Source organism: Massilia sp. DWR3-1-1 (genome assembly GCF_049898325.1).
Taxonomy (GTDB): Bacteria; Pseudomonadota; Gammaproteobacteria; order Burkholderiales; family Burkholderiaceae_D; genus JAFCUW01.
This window is the reverse complement of sequence record NZ_JAFCXL010000017.1, coordinates 16895-34211: the sequence shown is the minus strand read 5'-3', so window position 1 is coordinate 34211 and position 17317 is coordinate 16895. Positions and strand designations below refer to the sequence as shown.

12 protein-coding genes and 1 tRNA gene are annotated in these 17317 nt (G+C 66.3%); 5 read left to right on the top strand and 8 right to left on the bottom strand.

Annotated features, from left to right (window positions below):
- From obgE to rplU, 3 genes are all read right to left on the bottom strand, one after another.
- Nucleotides 1-1113, bottom strand: coding sequence for a GTPase ObgE (gene obgE / locus ACP7EY_RS17495; protein ID WP_426112245.1), 1113 nt, complete (start codon nucleotides 1111-1113; stop codon nucleotides 1-3).
- Between the two features lie 112 nt (nucleotides 1114-1225).
- Nucleotides 1226-1507, bottom strand: coding sequence for a 50S ribosomal protein L27 (gene rpmA, locus ACP7EY_RS17490; protein ID WP_426195830.1), 282 nt, complete (start codon nucleotides 1505-1507; stop codon nucleotides 1226-1228).
- 40 nt (nucleotides 1508-1547) lie between these two features.
- Nucleotides 1548-1859, bottom strand: a complete 312-nt coding sequence (gene rplU, locus ACP7EY_RS17485; protein WP_305508712.1) for a 50S ribosomal protein L21 — start codon at nucleotides 1857-1859, stop codon at nucleotides 1548-1550.
- A 265-nt stretch (nucleotides 1860-2124) separates the two neighbouring features.
- Here rplU and ispB point away from each other — a divergent pair, with 265 nt between their 5' ends.
- Nucleotides 2125-3114 (top strand): octaprenyl diphosphate synthase, encoded by a 990-nt coding sequence (gene ispB / locus ACP7EY_RS17480; protein ID WP_426195828.1) that lies wholly within the window; start codon nucleotides 2125-2127, stop codon nucleotides 3112-3114.
- A 146-nt stretch (nucleotides 3115-3260) separates the two neighbouring features.
- Nucleotides 3261-3337 (top strand) — tRNA-Pro (locus tag ACP7EY_RS17475).
- An 83-nt stretch (nucleotides 3338-3420) separates the two neighbouring features.
- On the opposite strand, the gene ACP7EY_RS17470 is transcribed toward ACP7EY_RS17475, so the two are convergent.
- The 5 genes from ACP7EY_RS17470 to ACP7EY_RS17450 all read right to left on the bottom strand — a co-directional run bounded on the left by ACP7EY_RS17470 (nucleotide 3421) and on the right by ACP7EY_RS17450 (nucleotide 11403).
- Nucleotides 3421-4764 carry an MFS transporter gene (locus ACP7EY_RS17470; RefSeq protein ID WP_426195826.1) on the bottom strand — a complete coding sequence of 448 codons (1344 nt, stop codon included), beginning with the start codon at nucleotides 4762-4764 and terminating at the stop codon, nucleotides 3421-3423.
- Between the two features lie 66 nt (nucleotides 4765-4830).
- On the bottom strand, nucleotides 4831-5817 hold the full coding sequence (locus ACP7EY_RS17465) for a PfkB family carbohydrate kinase (RefSeq protein ID WP_426195824.1): 987 nt from the start codon (nucleotides 5815-5817) through the stop codon (nucleotides 4831-4833).
- On the bottom strand, nucleotides 5814-7673 hold the full coding sequence (locus ACP7EY_RS17460) for an alpha-amylase family glycosyl hydrolase (protein ID WP_426195822.1): 1860 nt from the start codon (nucleotides 7671-7673) through the stop codon (nucleotides 5814-5816). Before ACP7EY_RS17460 ends, ACP7EY_RS17465 begins: the two co-directional genes overlap by 4 nt.
- A 78-nt stretch (nucleotides 7674-7751) precedes the next feature.
- Nucleotides 7752-10037, bottom strand: coding sequence for a TonB-dependent receptor domain-containing protein (locus tag ACP7EY_RS17455; RefSeq protein ID WP_426195820.1), 2286 nt, complete (start codon nucleotides 10035-10037; stop codon nucleotides 7752-7754).
- A gap of 307 nt (nucleotides 10038-10344) precedes the next feature.
- Complete coding sequence (locus ACP7EY_RS17450) at nucleotides 10345-11403, bottom strand: LacI family DNA-binding transcriptional regulator (RefSeq protein ID WP_426195818.1); 1059 nt, start codon at nucleotides 11401-11403, stop codon at nucleotides 10345-10347.
- A 365-nt stretch (nucleotides 11404-11768) separates the two neighbouring features.
- Here ACP7EY_RS17450 and ACP7EY_RS17445 point away from each other — a divergent pair, with 365 nt between their 5' ends.
- Genes ACP7EY_RS17445 through ACP7EY_RS17435 form a run of 3 tightly spaced genes read left to right on the top strand, consistent with a single transcriptional unit; the run spans nucleotide 11769 to nucleotide 17317 of the window.
- Nucleotides 11769-14603, top strand: coding sequence for a class I adenylate-forming enzyme family protein (locus tag ACP7EY_RS17445; protein WP_426195817.1), 2835 nt, complete (start codon nucleotides 11769-11771; stop codon nucleotides 14601-14603).
- Nucleotides 14604-14616: 13 nt separating this feature from the next.
- Nucleotides 14617-16404, top strand: a complete 1788-nt coding sequence (locus ACP7EY_RS17440; RefSeq protein WP_426195815.1) for an AMP-binding protein — start codon at nucleotides 14617-14619, stop codon at nucleotides 16402-16404.
- Nucleotides 16367-17317, top strand: coding sequence for a hypothetical protein (locus ACP7EY_RS17435; protein ID WP_426195813.1), 951 nt, complete (start codon nucleotides 16367-16369; stop codon nucleotides 17315-17317). The genes ACP7EY_RS17440 and ACP7EY_RS17435 overlap by 38 nt, the downstream gene beginning before the upstream one ends.

Here is a 17317-nt window from a genome sequence, read left to right as displayed (position 1 = left end):
TTACTCTTCAAAGATCTTGAAACGCGGATCGTCCGGATCGATCGAGGCAATCCCGCGCGCCTCTTCCGTCATCTGGGTTTCTTCGGCGCGGTGTTCTTCGCCCTTTTTCTCTTCGAGGTGGCGATAGATCGCCTGCACGAGATCCTGGCAGCCTTCGTGGCTGAGCGCCGAGATTTCGAACACGGGGCCCTTCCAGGCCATGCGCTTGACGAAATCCTTGACGCGCTTCTTGCGCTCGTCTTCCGGCACCACGTCGAGCTTGTTGAGCACGATCCAGCGCGGCTTGTTGAGCAGCGCTTCGTCGTATTTTTCCAGCTCTTTCACCAGCGCCTTGGCTTCCTTGACGGGATCGACATTGGTCTCGAACGGCGCCATGTCGACGATGTGCAGCAGCAAACCGGTGCGCTGCAGGTGGCGCAGGAACTGGATGCCCAGGCCGGCGCCTTCGGAGGCGCCTTCGATCAGGCCGGGAATATCGGCGATGACGAAGCTTTTCTCGTGCGACACGCGCACCACGCCCAGGTTCGGGTGCAAGGTGGTGAACGGGTAGTCGGCGATCTTCGGCTTGGCGTTCGACACGGCCGTGATGAAGGTCGATTTGCCCGCGTTCGGCATGCCCAGCAGGCCGACGTCGGCCAGCACCTTGAGCTCGAGGCGCAGTTCGCGCCGTTCGCCTTCCTTGCCCTCGCCCTTTTGACGGGGCGCGCGGTTGGTCGAGGACTTGAAGTGGATGTTGCCCCAGCCGCCCTCGCCGCCCTTGGCGAGCGCCTCGCGCTGGCCGTGTTCGGTCAGGTCGGCGATGATTTCGCCCGAAATATTATCGACGATCAGGGTCCCGACCGGCATGCGCAGTTCGATGTCGTCGGCGCCCTTGCCGTAGCAATCGGCGCCGCGGCCCGGCTCACCGTCACGGGCCTTGTGCATCTTGGAGTAGCGGAAGTCGACCAGGGTGTTGATATTCCGGTCGGCCACGGCCCAGATCGAGCCGCCCTTGCCGCCATCGCCGCCGTCCGGCCCGCCGAACGGGCGGAACTTTTCGCGGCAGAATGAGGCGCAGCCGTTGCCGCCGTCGCCGGCGATGACTTCAATACGTGCTTCGTCGATAAACTTCATTGTCTTGTACCGCCATAAAACTAAAAAGGCTCTACCGCGTTAGATAGAGCCTTTCGATGAAAGGCTTGCGCCTTACAAGGATACGCCGGAGACCGGCGATTTTCTGTGCAACTTAAGCTGCGACTGCTTCAACTGCTTCGTTCGCGACGACGGTGACGAATTGCTTCGAGCCGAGGCCTTTTTTGACGAACTTGACTTTGCCGTCGACCAGCGCGAACAAGGTGTGATCCTTGCCGGTGCCGACGTTTTCGCCTGCGCGCACTGGGGTGCCGCGCTGACGGATGATGATGCCGCCGGCGTTGATTTTCTCGCCGCCGTAGACCTTAACGCCAAGGCGTTTTGATTCTGAATCACGGCCGTTGCGCGTTGTGCCGCCGCCTTTTTTGTGTGCCATTTAGAGCTCCTTGATGACTGAATGTACCGGGCAACAGCGATTAGCCGTTGATCGAAACGATTTGGATTTCGGTGAAATTCTGGCGATGGCCTTGATGCTTCTGGTAGTGCTTACGACGACGCATCTTGAAAATCTTCACTTTATCGTGACGACCGTGTGCCACAACAGAAACGGTAACCGTTGCACCTTCGACCAATGGCGCACCAAACTTGATGGTGTCGCCCGCGCCTACTGCGAGAACTTGATCGATGGTGAGTTCGGAACCAATGTCTGCCGGTATCTGTTCTACTTTAAGTTTTTCGCCAGCGACAACTTTATACTGCTTGCCACCGGTTTTTATGACCGCGTACATGATTTGAAACCTCATCAAATGTTTGAAAGAATTTCCCACAACATCGTCTTGCCGCCTCTTGCGAAGCGCAGTACGGAGCCGGGGGAACCGCAGATTATACATGATTCGAGAAATCCGGTCAAAAGCGTTCACAAGTGCCGCAGTTCGTGGTATGTCGGCAACGTATTGACACGACCGCCGCTGGCGAACCCCTGCTGCTGCGGCCCCTCGGCAAGGGCGGGCTTGTCGTATAATCGCTGCAATCCATGTCCATCGCAGGTAAGCCTTGTCAGCCGCTCTCCAACCATCGCACCAGAACACCATCGCCCACGCAATCGCTGCCGACATGGAGGCAGTCAATGTGGTGATCCGTGAACGCCTGCATTCGGACGTCGCGCTGGTCAATCAGATTGCCGAATACATCATCAGCGCCGGTGGCAAGCGCATCCGCCCCACCCTGGTGCTGCTGGTGGCCAAGGCCTACGCCTACCAGGGCAGCGCCCACCACGAGCTGGCCGCCGTTGTCGAATTCATCCACACCGCCACCTTGCTGCACGACGACGTCGTCGACGAATCGTCGATGCGGCGCGGGCGCCAGACCGCCAACGCCCTGTTCGGCAATGCCGCCTCGGTGCTGGTGGGCGACTTTTTATATTCGCGCTCGTTCCAGATGATGGTCGGCCTGAACAATATGCGCGTCATGCAAATCTTGTCGGACGCCACCAACGTCATCGCCGAAGGCGAAGTGCTGCAACTGCTCAACATGCACGATCCCGACGTCAACGAGGACGCCTACCTCAACGTCATCCGCTCGAAGACGGCCAAGCTGTTCGAAGCGGCTGCCCAACTGGGCGCCCTGATCGCCGGCGCCAGCGATGCCGAGGTCGACGCCGCCGGCGAATACGGCCGCTCGCTGGGCACGGCGTTCCAGCTGATCGACGACGTGCTCGACTACGCGGGCGACGCCGAGACCATCGGCAAGAACCTGGGCGACGATCTGCGCGAAGGCAAGCCGACCTTGCCGCTGATCTGGCTGATGGAAAACGGCAGCCAGGCGCAGCGCGAACTGGTGCGCAACTGTATCGAGCAAGGCGACGAGCAGCACTTCGACGCGGTGCTGACGGCCGTCACCACCAGCGGCGCGCTCGACTACACGCGCGAGGCCGCCCACGTGGCCGCGCAGCGCGCCAGCGCGGCCATCGCCGGCCTGCCCGAGAGCAGCTTCAAGCAAAATTTATTGCAACTGTGCGTGTTCGCGGTCGACCGCGACCACTGATAGCCGCACCGCCGCGGCTGCAAGGGCCGCGGCGCCCACTGTGTTTCGCCCTACGTTTGACGCTTCGCAAGCGAGCGCAAGCCGCTCATCGTCCCAGTTGACAGCCTCCCCTATGCCTTTTTACACTGGTCGCTGACCTGCGCCGTCGGGGTGTGGCTCAGCCTGGTAGAGCGCTGCGTTCGGGACGCAGAGGCCGGAGGTTCGAATCCTCTCACCCCGACCAAGGTTCCTCTTAATTCTCAAGAGAACACATTCAAAGGCCTCTCAGCAATTGACAGCAGCGCCCTTGGACGCCCTGCTGCCCGCTTACGGCAGCGCCGCCGTCGGCACGACCTCCAGCCCGCGCGCCCGTCCATGGCGCAACTTGACCAGCACGACGGACACGGCCGCGCACAGCATCAGCACGCCCGCCAGCCGAATCACGTTGTCGGGACGGCCGCCGAGCCAGGCCTGGTAGTACAGGGGCAAGGTAAATATCTGGATGATCATGGGAATGACAATGAACATATTGAAGATGCCCATGTAGACCCCGGTTCGCTCGGGCGGAATACAGCCGGCCAGCATGATGTAGGGATTGCCCATGATGCTGGCCCACGCCAGGCCGATCCCGATCATGGCCACGAACAGCCACACGGGCGCTTCGATCAGCGGGATGCACAGCATGCTCGCGCCGGCCAGCGCCAGGCAGACCCCGTGCACCACCTTCGGTCCGAAGCGGCGCGTGAACGGCACCAGCGCAAACGCGGCGATGAATGCAATGAAATTGTAGAAGGCGCCGATCTGGCCATTGAGCAGGCCGGCGTCGCGAAACCCTGCCGTGAGCGGGTCGCTCGTGTGGTAAATGGTTTTCGCCAGCGACAAGGAAATGTACTGCCAATAGCAAAACATCGCATACCACTGAAATAGCTTCATCACCGCCAGCTGCCGCATGGTGGGCGGCATGTCGCGCATGGCCAGCACGATCTCGGCGGCAACCGCCTTGACCCCGCGGCGGCTGGCGCGCAGCCTGGCCAGTTCGGTGGCGTCGAGCTTGGTCTCCGGTGTCGTCACCAGGCTCCACAGCACAGTGGAAATGGAAAACACGGCGCCGATCAGGAAGGCGGCAATGACAATATGGGGAATGTGGCTGGCGTTGGTGGCGTCCTTGTTCATGCCGAACCACACCAGCAGCGACGGCGTCAGGTAAGCGAGCGTCTGCCCCAGTCCCGTGAAGGCGCTTTGCGTCAGAAAGCCCAGCGCGTGCTGGGGCGGCGCCAGCTTGTCGCTAACGTAGGCGCGGTACGGCTCCATGGTGACGTTGTTGGCCGAGTCGAGTACCCACAACAGGCTCGCCGCCATCCACAGGGTGGGACTGAAAGGCATCGCCAGCAGGCCCAGGCTGCACAGGATGGCGCCGATGAGGAAATATGGCGTGCGCCGGCCCCAGCGGCTGACGGTGCGGTCGCTCATGGCGCCGATGATGGGCTGGACAATCAGTCCCGTCATCGGCCCCGCCAGCCACAGCAGCGGCAAAGTCGCCTCGTTCGCCCCCAGGTAAGTGTAGATCGGACTCATGCTGCTTTGCTGCAGCCCGAAGCTGAACTGGATGCCGAAGAAACCGACATTCATGTTCACGATCTGCCAGAACGACAAGTGCGGTTGATGCGCCATGATGATCTTTCCTTGGGGTTGCTCGGTGCGTTGCTTGGTGTGTTGCGCGGTATGTCAATTGGGTGATCAGTCAGCGAGCCAGCGCGCGCGCCACGGCACGTAAAATGCCAGGTCGGCCGGCACGGCGCCGGCCAGGCCGCAGATGGCGCTGGCGAACTCGTTGGCACGCCGCAAGGTCGTCGCCAGTGCCCAGCCGCGCACGCAGCCCAGCAGGCAGACGGCGGCAAAGGCATCGCCCGCGCCGACAGTATCGACCATGTGCAGCGGCGCCGTCGAGGCCGCGGCGACCACATACTGGCCGTCGGCATCGAGGCAGACGGCGCCGCGCGGACCGAGCGTGACGATCAGGCGGCTCACGTCAAAGCGCTGCATCAGGCCAAGGCAGGCGACGCGCAGCGCGCCATCGTCCATGTCGACCCGCCCGCCCCGCAGCAAGGGCGGCGCCGCCGGTGCGACCCAGCCAAACAGCGCGGCCAGCTCGTCTTCATTGACCTTGACCACGTCCGCTTCGCGCAGCGAGGCGAACACGCAGTCGGCGCTGGTCTGGCCGTCGCGCACATTGAGGTCCAGAAAACGGCGGGCCGGGGTTGCCGCCAGCAGGCCGGCCAGGGCGGCGCGCGCACACGCGCCGCGCTGGACCATGGTGCCGAAATAAATGGTGGAAGGCGCGCAGCACGCCAGCGCCGCCAGCGCCAGCGCGCCATCGATATGGTCATAGGCCTGGTCGGGCAAAATGACAAAGCGGTGGCTGTCGCCGTCCGCCTCGACCAGCACGCGGCCAGTGGGCGCCACCGGATCGCGCTGCAAGCCCTCCTTGCGCATGGCAAAGCGCGCATATTCGGCGCGCACCAGGGCGCCATTGGCGTCGTCGCCGATGCGGCTGACCATCAGAACGCCGGCCTGAAAGGCGGCCAGGTGGCGCGCCACATTGAACGGCGCACCACCGACCACGCGGGTGGCGGGAAATTCATCGATCAGCGCTTCGCCAAACAGGACGATGTCGGCGGCGCGCGGCGATGGCAGCGGCGCGCTCATTGAAGATGGGCTGATCATGTGCTGGTCTCCTTGTGCATGGCGCCATCGCGCGTCAGCCACAGCATGGCCCACGGCGCCAGCATCACCGTCGCGGCCTGCCCGGGCCAGTGGCCCGCCTGCAGCGACGCCAGATCGAGCGTGATGGCGCGGCCGGAAAAATTCGACAAGTTCAAAAAATCCTCGCCGCACAGCAGCGCCAGCACCGCTGCATCGCTGCAGGGCAAGAGGCGGCGCGCGCCGCCTGCCGCCAGCGCCGGCTGCGCACGCCGCTGCGCGCCAAGCGCGCCGAGGGCGGCGAACACGGCGCCGGCGCCGCTGGCCGGATCGTCGCGCTGCGCCAACCGGGCAGCGTCGAGCGGGGACCGCTGTACCCAGCGCGTGTCGAGGGCGCGGACGGGATCGGCCAGGCAGGCCTCATCGTTCTGCATGCCCAGCTCATCGCCCATGTACAACAGCGGCAGGCCGCCAAACGTATAGGCCAGGCCATGGAGCAGCAGCAGGCGGCGCAGGGCGTGGGCGTTGGCGTGGTCCTGCCCGGGCAGGTCGTAGCCCGCCAGCGCGGCGGCGCTGCCATTGGTGGCCTGCCCCGACTGGAACGGCACCCCGCGCGCAAAGCTGCCCGGGGCGCCATGATAGAAGGCGGCGACGTGGTCGAGGCGTGCCTGCGCGTCCGCACCTGCTTCATCGGCCAGCACCTTCCAGCCGATGTCGTCGTGGCAGCGCACATAGGTGATCCAGCTGGCGCCGGGCGGCAGCGGCGGCGTGGTGGCGATCACGGTGCGCAACATGGCGGTGTCCTGCTCGGCCAGGGCGGCCCAGCCGGCCGCCATCAGCGAGCTGTGGTAGGCCAGCTGGCATTCGGGCGCAGCCGGCGTGCCGAAATAGGCCGGCAGGTGGCGCGTCGCCACGATGGCTTCGGCCTTGAGCAGCACGCCGGGGGCGACGATGTCGACCAGCGCGCGCAGCGCCTGCAAGATGGTGTGGGCTTCCGGCTGGTTCATGCAGCTCGTCCCTTCGCGCTTCCACAGGAAGGCGGTCGAATCGAGCCGGAACGCGTCCACCCCGCGGTTGGCCAGGCGCAGCAGGGCCGCCGCCAGTTCGGCGAACACCGCCGGGTTGGCGTAGTTGAGGTCCCACTGGAAGGGATAAAAGGTGGTCCAGACCCAGCCGCCGAGCGCCTCGACCCAGGTGAAATTGCCGGGCGCCGCTTGCGGAAACACCTGCGCCAGGGTCGCCTCAAAGCGGTCCGGCATGGTGCGGTCCGGGTAGACGTGAAAAAATTCGCGCAAGGCGCCGTCGCCAGCGGCGGCGCCTTGCGCCCACGGATGATCGTCGGCCACGTGGTTGAGCACCAGGTCGGCGCACAGGCTGATGCCCGCTTCGCGCAGCGCCGTGCAGAGGGCGTCGAGGTCGTCGTTGCTGCCCAGCGCAGGATCGACGTCGTCGAAGCTGGCGAGCGCGAAGCCGCCATCGTTGTCGCCGTCGCGCGGACGCAGGAAGGGCAGCAGGTGCAGGTAGTTGACGCCGGCCTCCCGCAGGTGCGCGATGCGCCCGGCGACGCCTTGCAGGGTGCCGCCAAACTGGCGCACGTAGGCGCTGTAGCCGAGCATCTGCTCGCTGGCGAACCACTGCGGCGCATTCTCGCGCGCGGCGTCCTGCGCCAGCAGCGGCGCGGGACGCGCGCCGTGCAGGCGGCCGGCGGCCTCGAGCAGGTCGCCATACCAGGCTGAAAAATCGGCGCTGTCGCCGTACAGGTGCGCCAGGCGCCCGTGCAGCACGGCGCCGTGCTCGGCGTAGCGGCGCGCGGCATCGGCGCGCAAGTGCGCTGGAAGAACGGCCAGCAGCCGTTCGGAAAATGGGAGGTGCATGGTCATGGTTTCGATGAAGTGCGCCGGCGTGCAGGCACGCCGGCGTCTTGCGCTACGGGTGACGGGTGATGGCTGACAGCTGACTTAGAACGAATACTTCAGGCCCACCTTGACAGCGCGCCCGGAGACGGCACGCGCGGCGTGGCCGTCGCCTTCCACTTCGGTGTAGCCAAGCTTGTTGAACAGATTGTTGAAGGTCAGCGATACCTGCACCGCGCTGTTGACCTGGTAATTGGCAAAGCCATGGACCACCCGGTAGGCCGGCATCAGGATGGTGTGGGCATCGTCGGCCCACGCTTCGCCGGTGCCGACGACGCTCGCGCCAAAGGTGGCCGCGCCGATGGCGTACGACGGCGCCACCTGGTAGATCACGCGCGCCTGGCGCCGTGGCGTGTTGCCGATCACCGCTTCGCCGCCGGGGGCGGTGGCGGTGATGCTGGCGTCGGTGACGGTCAGGCCGCCGTTGATGCGGAAGGCGCCGACCTGGTAAGCCGATTCGAGTTCCACGCCCTTGGCGTCGTAGCTGTTGGCGGTGGTCTTCTGGGTGGTCGCTTCGAAGTTGGTCTCGACGGTCTTGGCCTGGAAGGCGGTGACGAATGCGCTCAGGCCGCCGCGACGCCATTTGACGCCGCCCTCGATCTGCTTGACGGTGTTGATGTTGATCGGTTTGCTGCCATCGAGCGGGGTGCCGAACAGGATGCGGTCGGCGTTGAAGGCCACGCCGTCGCTGATGCGGGCGAACAAGGCCAGCGCCGGCGTCACCTTGAAGTTGCCGCCGACCGAATACGAGTCGTGGTTCAGGCTGTAGTCGACGAACTGGCGCCTGGCCGGGTCGTAGCGCAGGCCGGCGGTGGCGATGTTGGCCTGGCCATCGGCCTGCTGGCGGTCGCGCCGCACGCTGGCGTCGACGTTGAGCGGGCCGCGCTCGAAGCCCAGGTTCAGGTAGGGCGAGGTGTAGTTGTACTGCATGTCGATGGCGCGCGAGCAGCAGCCGCCAAAGGCCGGGCCGACCAGGCCAGGCGTGCTGCTGGCAGTCTTGAGCAGGGCCGGCTTGTTGCCGCTTGCCTGCAGCAGGTATTCATTGAAGTTCCACGTCAGTCCCAGCCTCTGGTGCGACAGGTACAGGCCGGCGGTGGTGGTCAGGCGCATGTCGTCGGCCAGCGCAAAGGTGCGCGCCAGCCGGGTGTCGCTCATGGTCGAACCGGCGTCGTCGATCGAGGTGTTGAAGACCACGGCGGAAAACGCGCGACCGTTGTAGGCGCTGCCGGCGGCAGGGCCGCTGGCGACGATATAGCTGCCGGTGGCGCCGTTATTGCCGGCGAAGACGCCAATAAAGCGGCCGCTGTTGCTCGACTTGCGGAAGTTTTCCGACAGGGTCCAGCCGGCGCCCAGCTTGAGCTGCGCTTCAAGACCAATCGAGTCGCTCTTGACCGTCAGGCCGTCGTTGACGTTGGTCGCCATGCGGGCGTTGTTCTTGTTCAGGACGACATCGGGCACCCAGTACGGCGAATAAAAACTGACCGTGCGCGGGTCGATGCCGTCGATGGTGGAAATGGTTTTGCCGCTCACGCTGACCGGCACCGGCAGCGCCGTGGGGGTCTGGTCGTCGAGGTGCTTGAGCGAGACGCGCACGAAGCCGCCATCGAATTCGTGGGTGAGGTTGGCGCGGATCTGGCCGCCCTTCTCGCTCGTCACGCCGCTGTCGCGGATGCCTTCGCCGCTGCGATAGAAGCCGCCGACGAAAAAGCGCGTCGTCGCCGACAGCGGCGCGCCGTAGTCGAAATCGACCCGCTTGCTGTCGTAGCCCAGGCCAGTCGACACGCCCACGCTGCCGCCTTTCTCGGTGCCGGTCTTGCTGATGAAGTTGATGATGCCGCCCGGCGAATTGGTCGCCAGCGTCGAGGCCGAGCCGCCGCGCACCGCTTCGAGGTGGGACAGCGAGCCGTCGATGCGCACGTAGGCGTCCGGCGTGATGAAGTTGAAGTCGCCCGACTGCAGCACCGGCAGGCCATCTTCCTGGATCTGCACATAGCGGGCGCCGCCGGCGGAGATGGGCACCCCGCGCACGGTGATGTTGGCATTGCCTTCGCCGCCGGAGGACTCCGAGCGCACGCCGGGAATCGAGCGCAGCACTTCGGCGGCACTGGTGGGCGCGCTGTGCAGGATGGCCGCCTCTTCCATCGTGCTGATCGAGACGCTCGACTTCATCTTGCTCTGGCCGGTGCTGCTGCCGGTGACGACGATGCGCTCCATGTTCAAGCCATCGGCGACAACAACGGGAGCGGCCGGCGCCTGCTGCTGGGCTGAAGCACTCATGTGAAATACGGCGAGCGATACGGCTGCCGCCATGCGGGTGAAATTCGCGTTCATGCTGTCTCCAAAATTTTTATAGTCATCGCCACGGATGTGGGAGGCGTACCTTGCGGCCGCACCGTCCATGCATCTGGCGGTGAAGCGATTATGGCGAGAGTTGACAATTAATGCAAACGATTGCAATGCCGACTAGCACCATGCCTGAATCACGGCAGTGAGCGCTTTTAGCGGTTTTTAGTGGGTAAATATGGAAGCGCGTACGCTATTTAATGAATTTTCCAACGGGAAAAACGGCTTGATGCCGATTTTTATACAATCGTTTGCAAACGCCGACGGCACGGCCGGCGACGTGTTTTTGCAACACTCAGGGTGTCGCCTCGACGCTGCTCGCGCGAATCACCAGTTCGGTCGCCAGCTGCACCGATGGCGCCGGCGTGCCCTGCACCTGCGCCAGCAGGGCCGCCACCATCGCCTGGCCGGCCGCCTCGGTACTCTGGCGCACGGTGCTCAAGCGGGGATGAAACAGGGTGGCCTGGGCGATGTCGTCGTAGCCAACGATGGCCACCATGCCCGGTACGCTCACCGCGCGCACGCGCAGGGCGTCGATGACGGTCATGGCCAACAGGTCGCTGCAGGCGAACATGGCGTCGTAGGCGACGCCGCGGCGGGCCAGTTCGGCCACCGCCTGGGCGCCGCCCTCGGGCAGGAACGGCACCGACACCTGCAACTGCGGATCGGGCGCCAGCTGATACTGCGCCAATGCCGCGCAGTAGCCCTGGTAGCGCTGCTGCGGTTCGGGCAAGGCGATGTCGCCGACAAAGGCGATGCGGCGTCGTCCCAGCGCCAGCAGGTGCAAGGTGGCGAGCATGCCGCCGTGGACGTTGTCGCTGCCGATGCAGCAATAGCGCTGATTGGGCAGCTGGGCGCCCCAGACCACCATCGGCACCTGGCGCGCGGCCATCTCATTGAGCTGGGCGTGGCGCCCCCACTGGCCGATCATGATGATGCCGATGGCGCGGCCGCTGTCGAACGGCGCCGAGGCGGTCTCGAATTCGTCCGTGCTGATGCGCGAGAACAGCATCTCGTAACCCTGCTCGGTGAGGGCGTCGGCCAGGCTGCCCAGCATGGCCAGCAAGAACGGGTCGGACAGATGCTGGCGCGTGGCGCGCTCGTAGGGAATGAGCACGCTGACGGTACGGTTCTGTTTCATGCGCAGGTTTTGCGCGCCCACGTTGACGGCGTAGCGCAGCGAACTGGCCAGATCGAGAATGCGCTGGCGCGTTTCCTCGTTCACCAGCGGGCTGTGGCTCAAGGCGCGCGAGACGGTGGCGGTCGACACCCCCGCCAGGCGGGCAATATCGGCCATCTGCAGGCGGCGCTGGCTGCCGGCGCTGGTCGATGGGGGCCGTCCGGCTTTGGTCATATGAGGCTTTCCGAGGCGCCCCGTGCGGGCAAAGCCTGATTGTAAGCGAGCCGGGCCCTCGCGCAAAGGCGCCGATTGGTCCAGCCCCGCCTGTCCCGGCAGGCTGCGCCGCGCCATGCGCACGCTGTTTCTTGTCCGCGACAGCAAGATTGAATTCCCTCGAGAAATCTTTCACGCCCGACATAAAACTGTTATGGTGCGTCGATGCCCATTCTACGAACGCCAAGGGCGACTGCGCCTCCATTGGCGTTTCCAATACAGCGCGTGGCTACCCATTGCGCGTGGCATACTGACTGGCCGCATCCCGCCCAAGTGCAACATGGGCGACTTCCACCGTCGCCGTCGCCTGACCACTGCACTCTTTTATGCTAGCCGCCACCTTAGACCGACTCGCCTGTCCTGCCTGCCGCATTGCCCTGCGCGCAGTGGGATCGGCGCACCATGCCTCCCGCATGGTCTCGGGCGTGCTGGCCTGTCCGCAATGTGCGCTGCAGGTCCCCGTGGAACAGGGTTTCGCCATGTTCACGGAGGCATTGCCGGGCGCCCTGCCCGCCGCGCCCCTTGAGCACGTCGGCGCGTCGCGCGCCTACCGCGCCTTCGTCCACCAGCGCCATGCGCGCCGCATTCCCGACCGCTACGCCGCGTTCCAGCCGTTCAATGAATCGACGCGGGCGTTTTACGCCCTGCTCGATCTGATCCGACCCTGCCTGTCGCCCGGCGACGCCATCCTCGACACCTGGGGGCGCACGGGCTGGAGTGGCGAAATGCTGGCGGCGGCGTTTCCAGAACAACACGTCATTTCAGTATGGGAGGGTAATTTCGACGTGCTCGGGTATGCCGGTTATGCCCACTGGCTGGCGGCCGGCGCCCGTGCCCCCAATCACGACATCGTCTTCGCCGCCGCCGGCGCCGGCCTGCCCTTCCTCGACCACGCTTTCGCTCTCGTCCACGGCCTCGATTCGCTGCACCGCTATGCGCCGGCACGGTTCGCCGGCGACATCTTGCGCATCGCCCGCGCCGACGGTGTAATCGTGTTTCCCCATGTACACCTGTCGAACAGCCAGCCGCAACCGTTTTTCGAACGCGGCGGCCATATCGTCTCTGGCCGCAGCTACCAGCAACGCTTCGACCAGGCCCACGCGCGCGCGGGCCGCAGCGTGGTGGTGATGGCGGAAACGCGCCTGTTCAACGGCGCCGCCGCCTTGCGCTCCGAGCCCGACACGCCCCATTACAACGCCCTCGTGGCGCTGGTGCCGCGCGCATGGGAAGGCACCCCGCTGCGCACTGCCAACCTCGATATCTGCCTGCCGCAGTCGCGCGCGGTGCGCAATCGCCTGCTGCGTATCGACAGCCTGACGGGCAAGGCCACGCCCGACCCGCAGGCGCTGGGCGCCCTGATGGGTGAGCTGTTGTCGCGCCACCCCTGCTATGCGGCGCGCCTGGACGAACTGGGCACGCAGGTGCTCGATGCCACCGCACTGTGCATCCTGTTCCAGCTGGACCAGTTGCACACGCTCGAGGACACCGCGCAACGGCTGGCGCTGCCTTTTGCCGTGGTGGCGCAGCACGTCGCCCGCATGGTCGGACAAGAACTGCTGCAAGTGGCGCCGCTCAGTGCGGCGATGGCGCGCCTGCAGTCGTACTACGGCGACCAGGTGGTGCGGCCCCTGCCGCAGGAAGCGAACTTTGACTACCTGTGGCAGTTGTTGCCCACGCTGTATGGCGCGCGGCCGCTGCTCGTTGCCGGCGACGACGGCAGCGCCTTCTGCTGGGACGATGTCAACCTGCTGGTCCCGGCCCTGCAACGGGGCTTGCTGGCGCTGGGCGTGAAGCCGGGCGACCGGGTTGCGATGCTCAGCGCGCCCCATCCGGAAGCCGTCCTGCTCAGCTGGGCCATCTGGCTGAACGGCAGCGTACTGGTGCCGCTCCGCAAGGAGCTGGCGGACAACCCGGCGCCATTGCGCGCCCTGTTCGACCGCATCGCGCCAGCGCTGCTGGTGCTCGACGGGCCGCGCGCGCTGGCGGGGGGCCTGGCTGGCTGCCCCGTGCTGTTGCTCGACGATAGCGGCGAGGGCGACGCCAGTGCGGTGCCCGCGGGCGCGCCGCAACTGGCGGATCTGTTGCCAGCCTGGCTAGAAGCGACGCCGACCGCCACGGCGACGCCGGTGGCCGCCGACGATCCCGCCGTGATCTTGTTTACGTCCGGCAGCACCGGCCAGCCCAAGGGCGTGGTGCTCAGCCAGCGCGCCCTGCTCTACAGCGGCCAGCTCGCCGCCACCGAATTCGGCTGGCACGACAAGGACGTGCTGTTGTCGCTGGGCGAGCAACACACCATGAGCGGCTTGCGCAACCCGGCCGTGGCGGCCCTGTTCGCCGGCGCCACCGTCTACCTGCCAAGCGCGGGCGAACGACAGAACGCCGGCAGCACCTTGACGGCCGCCGCCGCGCAGGGCGTGACGGTGCTGGCCGCGGGACCGGCCTGGCTGGCGCAACTGGCCATGCTGCCGCCGCACCTGACCCTGCGTCCTCCCGCGCTGCGCCAGATCGTCAGCACGGGCGCCACCCTGGCGTCGTCGCTGCACGCGACGCTGAGCGCGCGCCTGCGGGTCGACATCGTCGATTATTTCGGGCTGACGGAAACCGGTGGCCTGTGCATGGTGTTCGATCACGGCGTCGCGCCGGTGGCCGGCCGGCCCGTCGGCGCCGTGCTGCAGATCTGCGACGGGGCCGATGCACCAGTCGGCGCCGGCGTGGCGGGCCAGTTGCGCGTGCACAGCAATCAATTGCTGAGCGCCTACTGGGATGACGCCGGCGCCGGCGCCACCGCGCCCGCCGCCGTGCGCGAGGGCTGGTTCTACACGGGCGATATCGCCAGCCACGACGGCCAGGGACGCATCCGGCTGCTGGGCCGGCGCGACGACCAGCTCAAGAACGAGTTCGGCGAAATCGTCCATCCGGCCCCCCTCGAAGCGATCCTGGCCAGCCACCCGTGCGTGCGCGAAGCCGCGCTCGCGCCTGGCGTGCATGGCCTGGTCGCCTTGCTGGTGACGGACGAGGGCTTCGACCTGCCCCACTTCCACGCCTATTGCCTTGCCATCGCCGCCGGCGCCTACCTGCCTCGCGACTTCCGCCAGGTGGCGGCGCTGCCGCAGACGGCGGCGGGCAAACTGGACCGGCGCCGCCTGGCCGAACTTCTTTGAATGCAGGATAATCATGTTTGAACCACGTAAAGCCGCCCAGCAGTTCTTGTGTGGCCCAAAAAGCTTGTCGTATGGGGAGCTGGAAGACGGCATTGCCCAGGTTGCCGCTTACCTGATCGCGCGCGGGCTTGCCGGCCAGCGCATCTTGTTTGCGGTGGCCGACGACCATAACCTGGCGCCGCTGCTGCTCGGCTGCCTGCGCGCCGGCGCGCTGCCCCTGCTGATCGATCCCGGCATGGCGCCGCGCCAGGTGAGCGACATCGTCGCGCTCAATGCCGTCGACGGCGTCATCGCCGACGCCGCTCTGTTGGCCCGCTGGTCGGAGACCGGGATGGCGCTGCCGGCCCGGCAAGTACGCGTCAGCGCCGCGGCGCCCAAGGGCCTGTTGCTGGGCAAACTGCTAGGGCGCCGCGCGAGCGCCGAACCGGACAGCTGGCCCGGCTTGCTGTCCGCACCGAAAGGGCCGCCCCTGCCGCCGCCCCGCCAGCATGGCAGCGCCTATGTCGTGTTTACCTCCGGCAGCACGGCGCGGCCGAAAGGCGTGGAAATGGGCTGGCCGGCCCTGAACAGCCATCTCGATACCATTGCCCGCCATTACGATCTGCAAGCCGATGCGCGCCTGTTGAACCTGATGCCGCTGTCGCATGGCGACGGCCTCGTGCAGGGCCTGCTGCTGGCCTACCGCTGCGGCATCACGCTGGTGCGCCCGGCGCCGTTCAGCATCGTGGCGATCGAAAGCATCCTGATCGCCATTTACCGCGAACGGGTCAGCCACCTGGTGGCGGCGCCGACCGCATTGGCGCTGCTGCAGCAATATGGCGGCCACCTGGCCGACAATTTCGCCAACGAGCATTTCCGTTTTGCCATCTCTTGCAGCGCGCCCCTGAGCGAGGCCGTCTGGCGCGCCTTCAGTGAGCGCTTCAAGGTCAAGCTGATCAATACCTACGGCTTGAGCGAGACCGGCGCCTGCGGGCTGTACGCGGGCCCCGATGCGGCCAGCCACAAGATCGGCAGCGTCGGCATGCCGCGCGACATGCTGGCCAGGATCCTGCGCGCCGATGGCAGCGAGGCCGGGCCCGACGAGGCGGGACAATTGTGCCTGCAGGGCGCCAACCTGATGACGGGCTACCTCGACGACCCCGATGCCACCGCGCGCGCGCTGATCGACGGCTGGCTGCACACGGGTGACCAGGCCAGGTGCGACGGCGACGGGGTGTACTGGATCGTGGGCCGGATCAAGGAACTGATCATCTGTGGCGGCTACAACGTGTCGCCCGAAGCGATCAACGGTGTGCTGATGTTGCATCCGGCGGTGCAGGAAGCAGCCACGCTGGGCCTGCCCGACGCCCTGTGGGGCGAGATCCCGGTGGCCTTCGTGGTCTTGCGGCCCGGCCAGCAAGCCGATGCCGCCAGCTTGCTGGCCCACTGCGCGCTGCACCTGGGCGCGCATGAACTGCCGAAAAAAATCCGCTTGCTTGCCGCCTTGCCGCGCACGCCGTCGGGCAAGGTCATCGTCGCGCAATTGCAGCAAGAGCTGGGCCAGGAAGGCGCGGCCACGAGCGCGGCAGGCGATCTGCACGCGCAGATTTTCGAGCTGGCAGCGGGCCTGTTTCATCTGGCGCCCGGGCACTTGCGGCTCGATTCCGGCCCCGCGAACACGGCTGGCTGGGATTCGCTGGCGCACATCAATTTCGTGATCGCACTCGAGAGCCTGTTCAGCATCCGCCTCAGTCCCTCGGACGTGGTGCACATGGACAGCATGGATGCCACCATCGACCTGGTCAAACGCCGGCTCGCCTGAGATGCGCCAGGCCCCTCCTCTGACCGTCTGGGCGGCCGGCGCCGCGCTGGCGGCGGGCGTGATCGTGCTGGCGTTTCTGCGCCACAATGCCATGGCGGCTGCCCCGCAGCCGCAGCAACTGATGGCCGCTTTCGCCAGCAAGATCCTGGCCGCGCCGCGCCAGCCCGGCGAACTGCGGGTGCTGGGCCTTGGCACCTCGCTGCTGTGGGCGGCCACGCCGCCCGGGCAGATCGACCCGCCGCACCAACCGGCCTGGCTGAACTGGGTGCGCCTGATCAAAGGCGGTCCCGGACTGGGCGCGCTGGCGCAGGCGCTGGCGCAAGTCGAGCGCGCGCCGCCCGATGTCGTGGTCGTTGAAAAAACCCTGCTGTTTGAGGAAGAAGGCAGCGGCATCGACGAACTGGTGAAGATCGACATCAAGCACGCGCTCAAAACGGCGCTGCTCGTGGTGGCCAATGGCGCGCTACCGGCCATGCTTCTGCAATCGAAGGCAAAACTGCCGCTGGCCGAGCAAAGCATGGCGTTCCAGTGCACGCCTGGCTTTGCCGGCCTGAGCCCCCAACAGCGTATTGGTTACGCCACTTACCTGCGCCGCGCCTATGCCCAGCCCACGCCCGACCCCGTGCTGACGGCCGCCTTGCTGCGCCTGGCGCGGCGCGGCGTGCGCGTCGTGATCCTCGATGTGCCCCGCTCGGCCGAACTGGAGCGGCCTTCCGCCGCCGACAAGGCGCGCTGGTACGCCCGCCTGCGCCAGGCGCTGCCGCCCGGCCCCATACTGCGCTATCAGGCGGCGCCGTCGTACCAGGATACCCGTTTGTATTGTGACGGCGCCCACCTCAATGGCGCCGGCAGCCGCCGGTTCGGCCCCTGGTGGCTGGCGCAATTGGTCGCCCTGCGTGAAGGCGCACCCTGA

Excerpts from the sequence above, each read along its gene's own strand:
- obgE (WP_426112245.1), bottom strand. The coding sequence starts at position 1,113 with ATGAAGTTTATCGACGAAGCACGTATTGAAGTCATCGCCGGCGACGGC.
- rpmA (WP_426195830.1), bottom strand. The coding sequence starts at position 1,507 with ATGGCACACAAAAAAGGCGGCGGCACAACGCGCAACGGCCGTGATTCA.
- rplU (WP_305508712.1), bottom strand. The coding sequence starts at position 1,859 with ATGTACGCGGTCATAAAAACCGGTGGCAAGCAGTATAAAGTTGTCGCT.
- ACP7EY_RS17470 (WP_426195826.1), bottom strand. The coding sequence starts at position 4,764 with ATGGCGCATCAACCGCACTTGTCGTTCTGGCAGATCGTGAACATGAAT.
- ACP7EY_RS17465 (WP_426195824.1), bottom strand. The coding sequence starts at position 5,817 with ATGATCAGCCCATCTTCAATGAGCGCGCCGCTGCCATCGCCGCGCGCC.
- ACP7EY_RS17460 (WP_426195822.1), bottom strand. The coding sequence starts at position 7,673 with ATGACCATGCACCTCCCATTTTCCGAACGGCTGCTGGCCGTTCTTCCA.
- ACP7EY_RS17455 (WP_426195820.1), bottom strand. The coding sequence starts at position 10,037 with ATGAACGCGAATTTCACCCGCATGGCGGCAGCCGTATCGCTCGCCGTA.
- ACP7EY_RS17450 (WP_426195818.1), bottom strand. The coding sequence starts at position 11,403 with ATGACCAAAGCCGGACGGCCCCCATCGACCAGCGCCGGCAGCCAGCGC.
- ACP7EY_RS17445 (WP_426195817.1), top strand. The coding sequence starts at position 11,769 with ATGCTAGCCGCCACCTTAGACCGACTCGCCTGTCCTGCCTGCCGCATT.
- ACP7EY_RS17440 (WP_426195815.1), top strand. The coding sequence starts at position 14,617 with ATGTTTGAACCACGTAAAGCCGCCCAGCAGTTCTTGTGTGGCCCAAAA.
- ACP7EY_RS17435 (WP_426195813.1), top strand. The coding sequence starts at position 16,367 with ATGCCACCATCGACCTGGTCAAACGCCGGCTCGCCTGAGATGCGCCAG.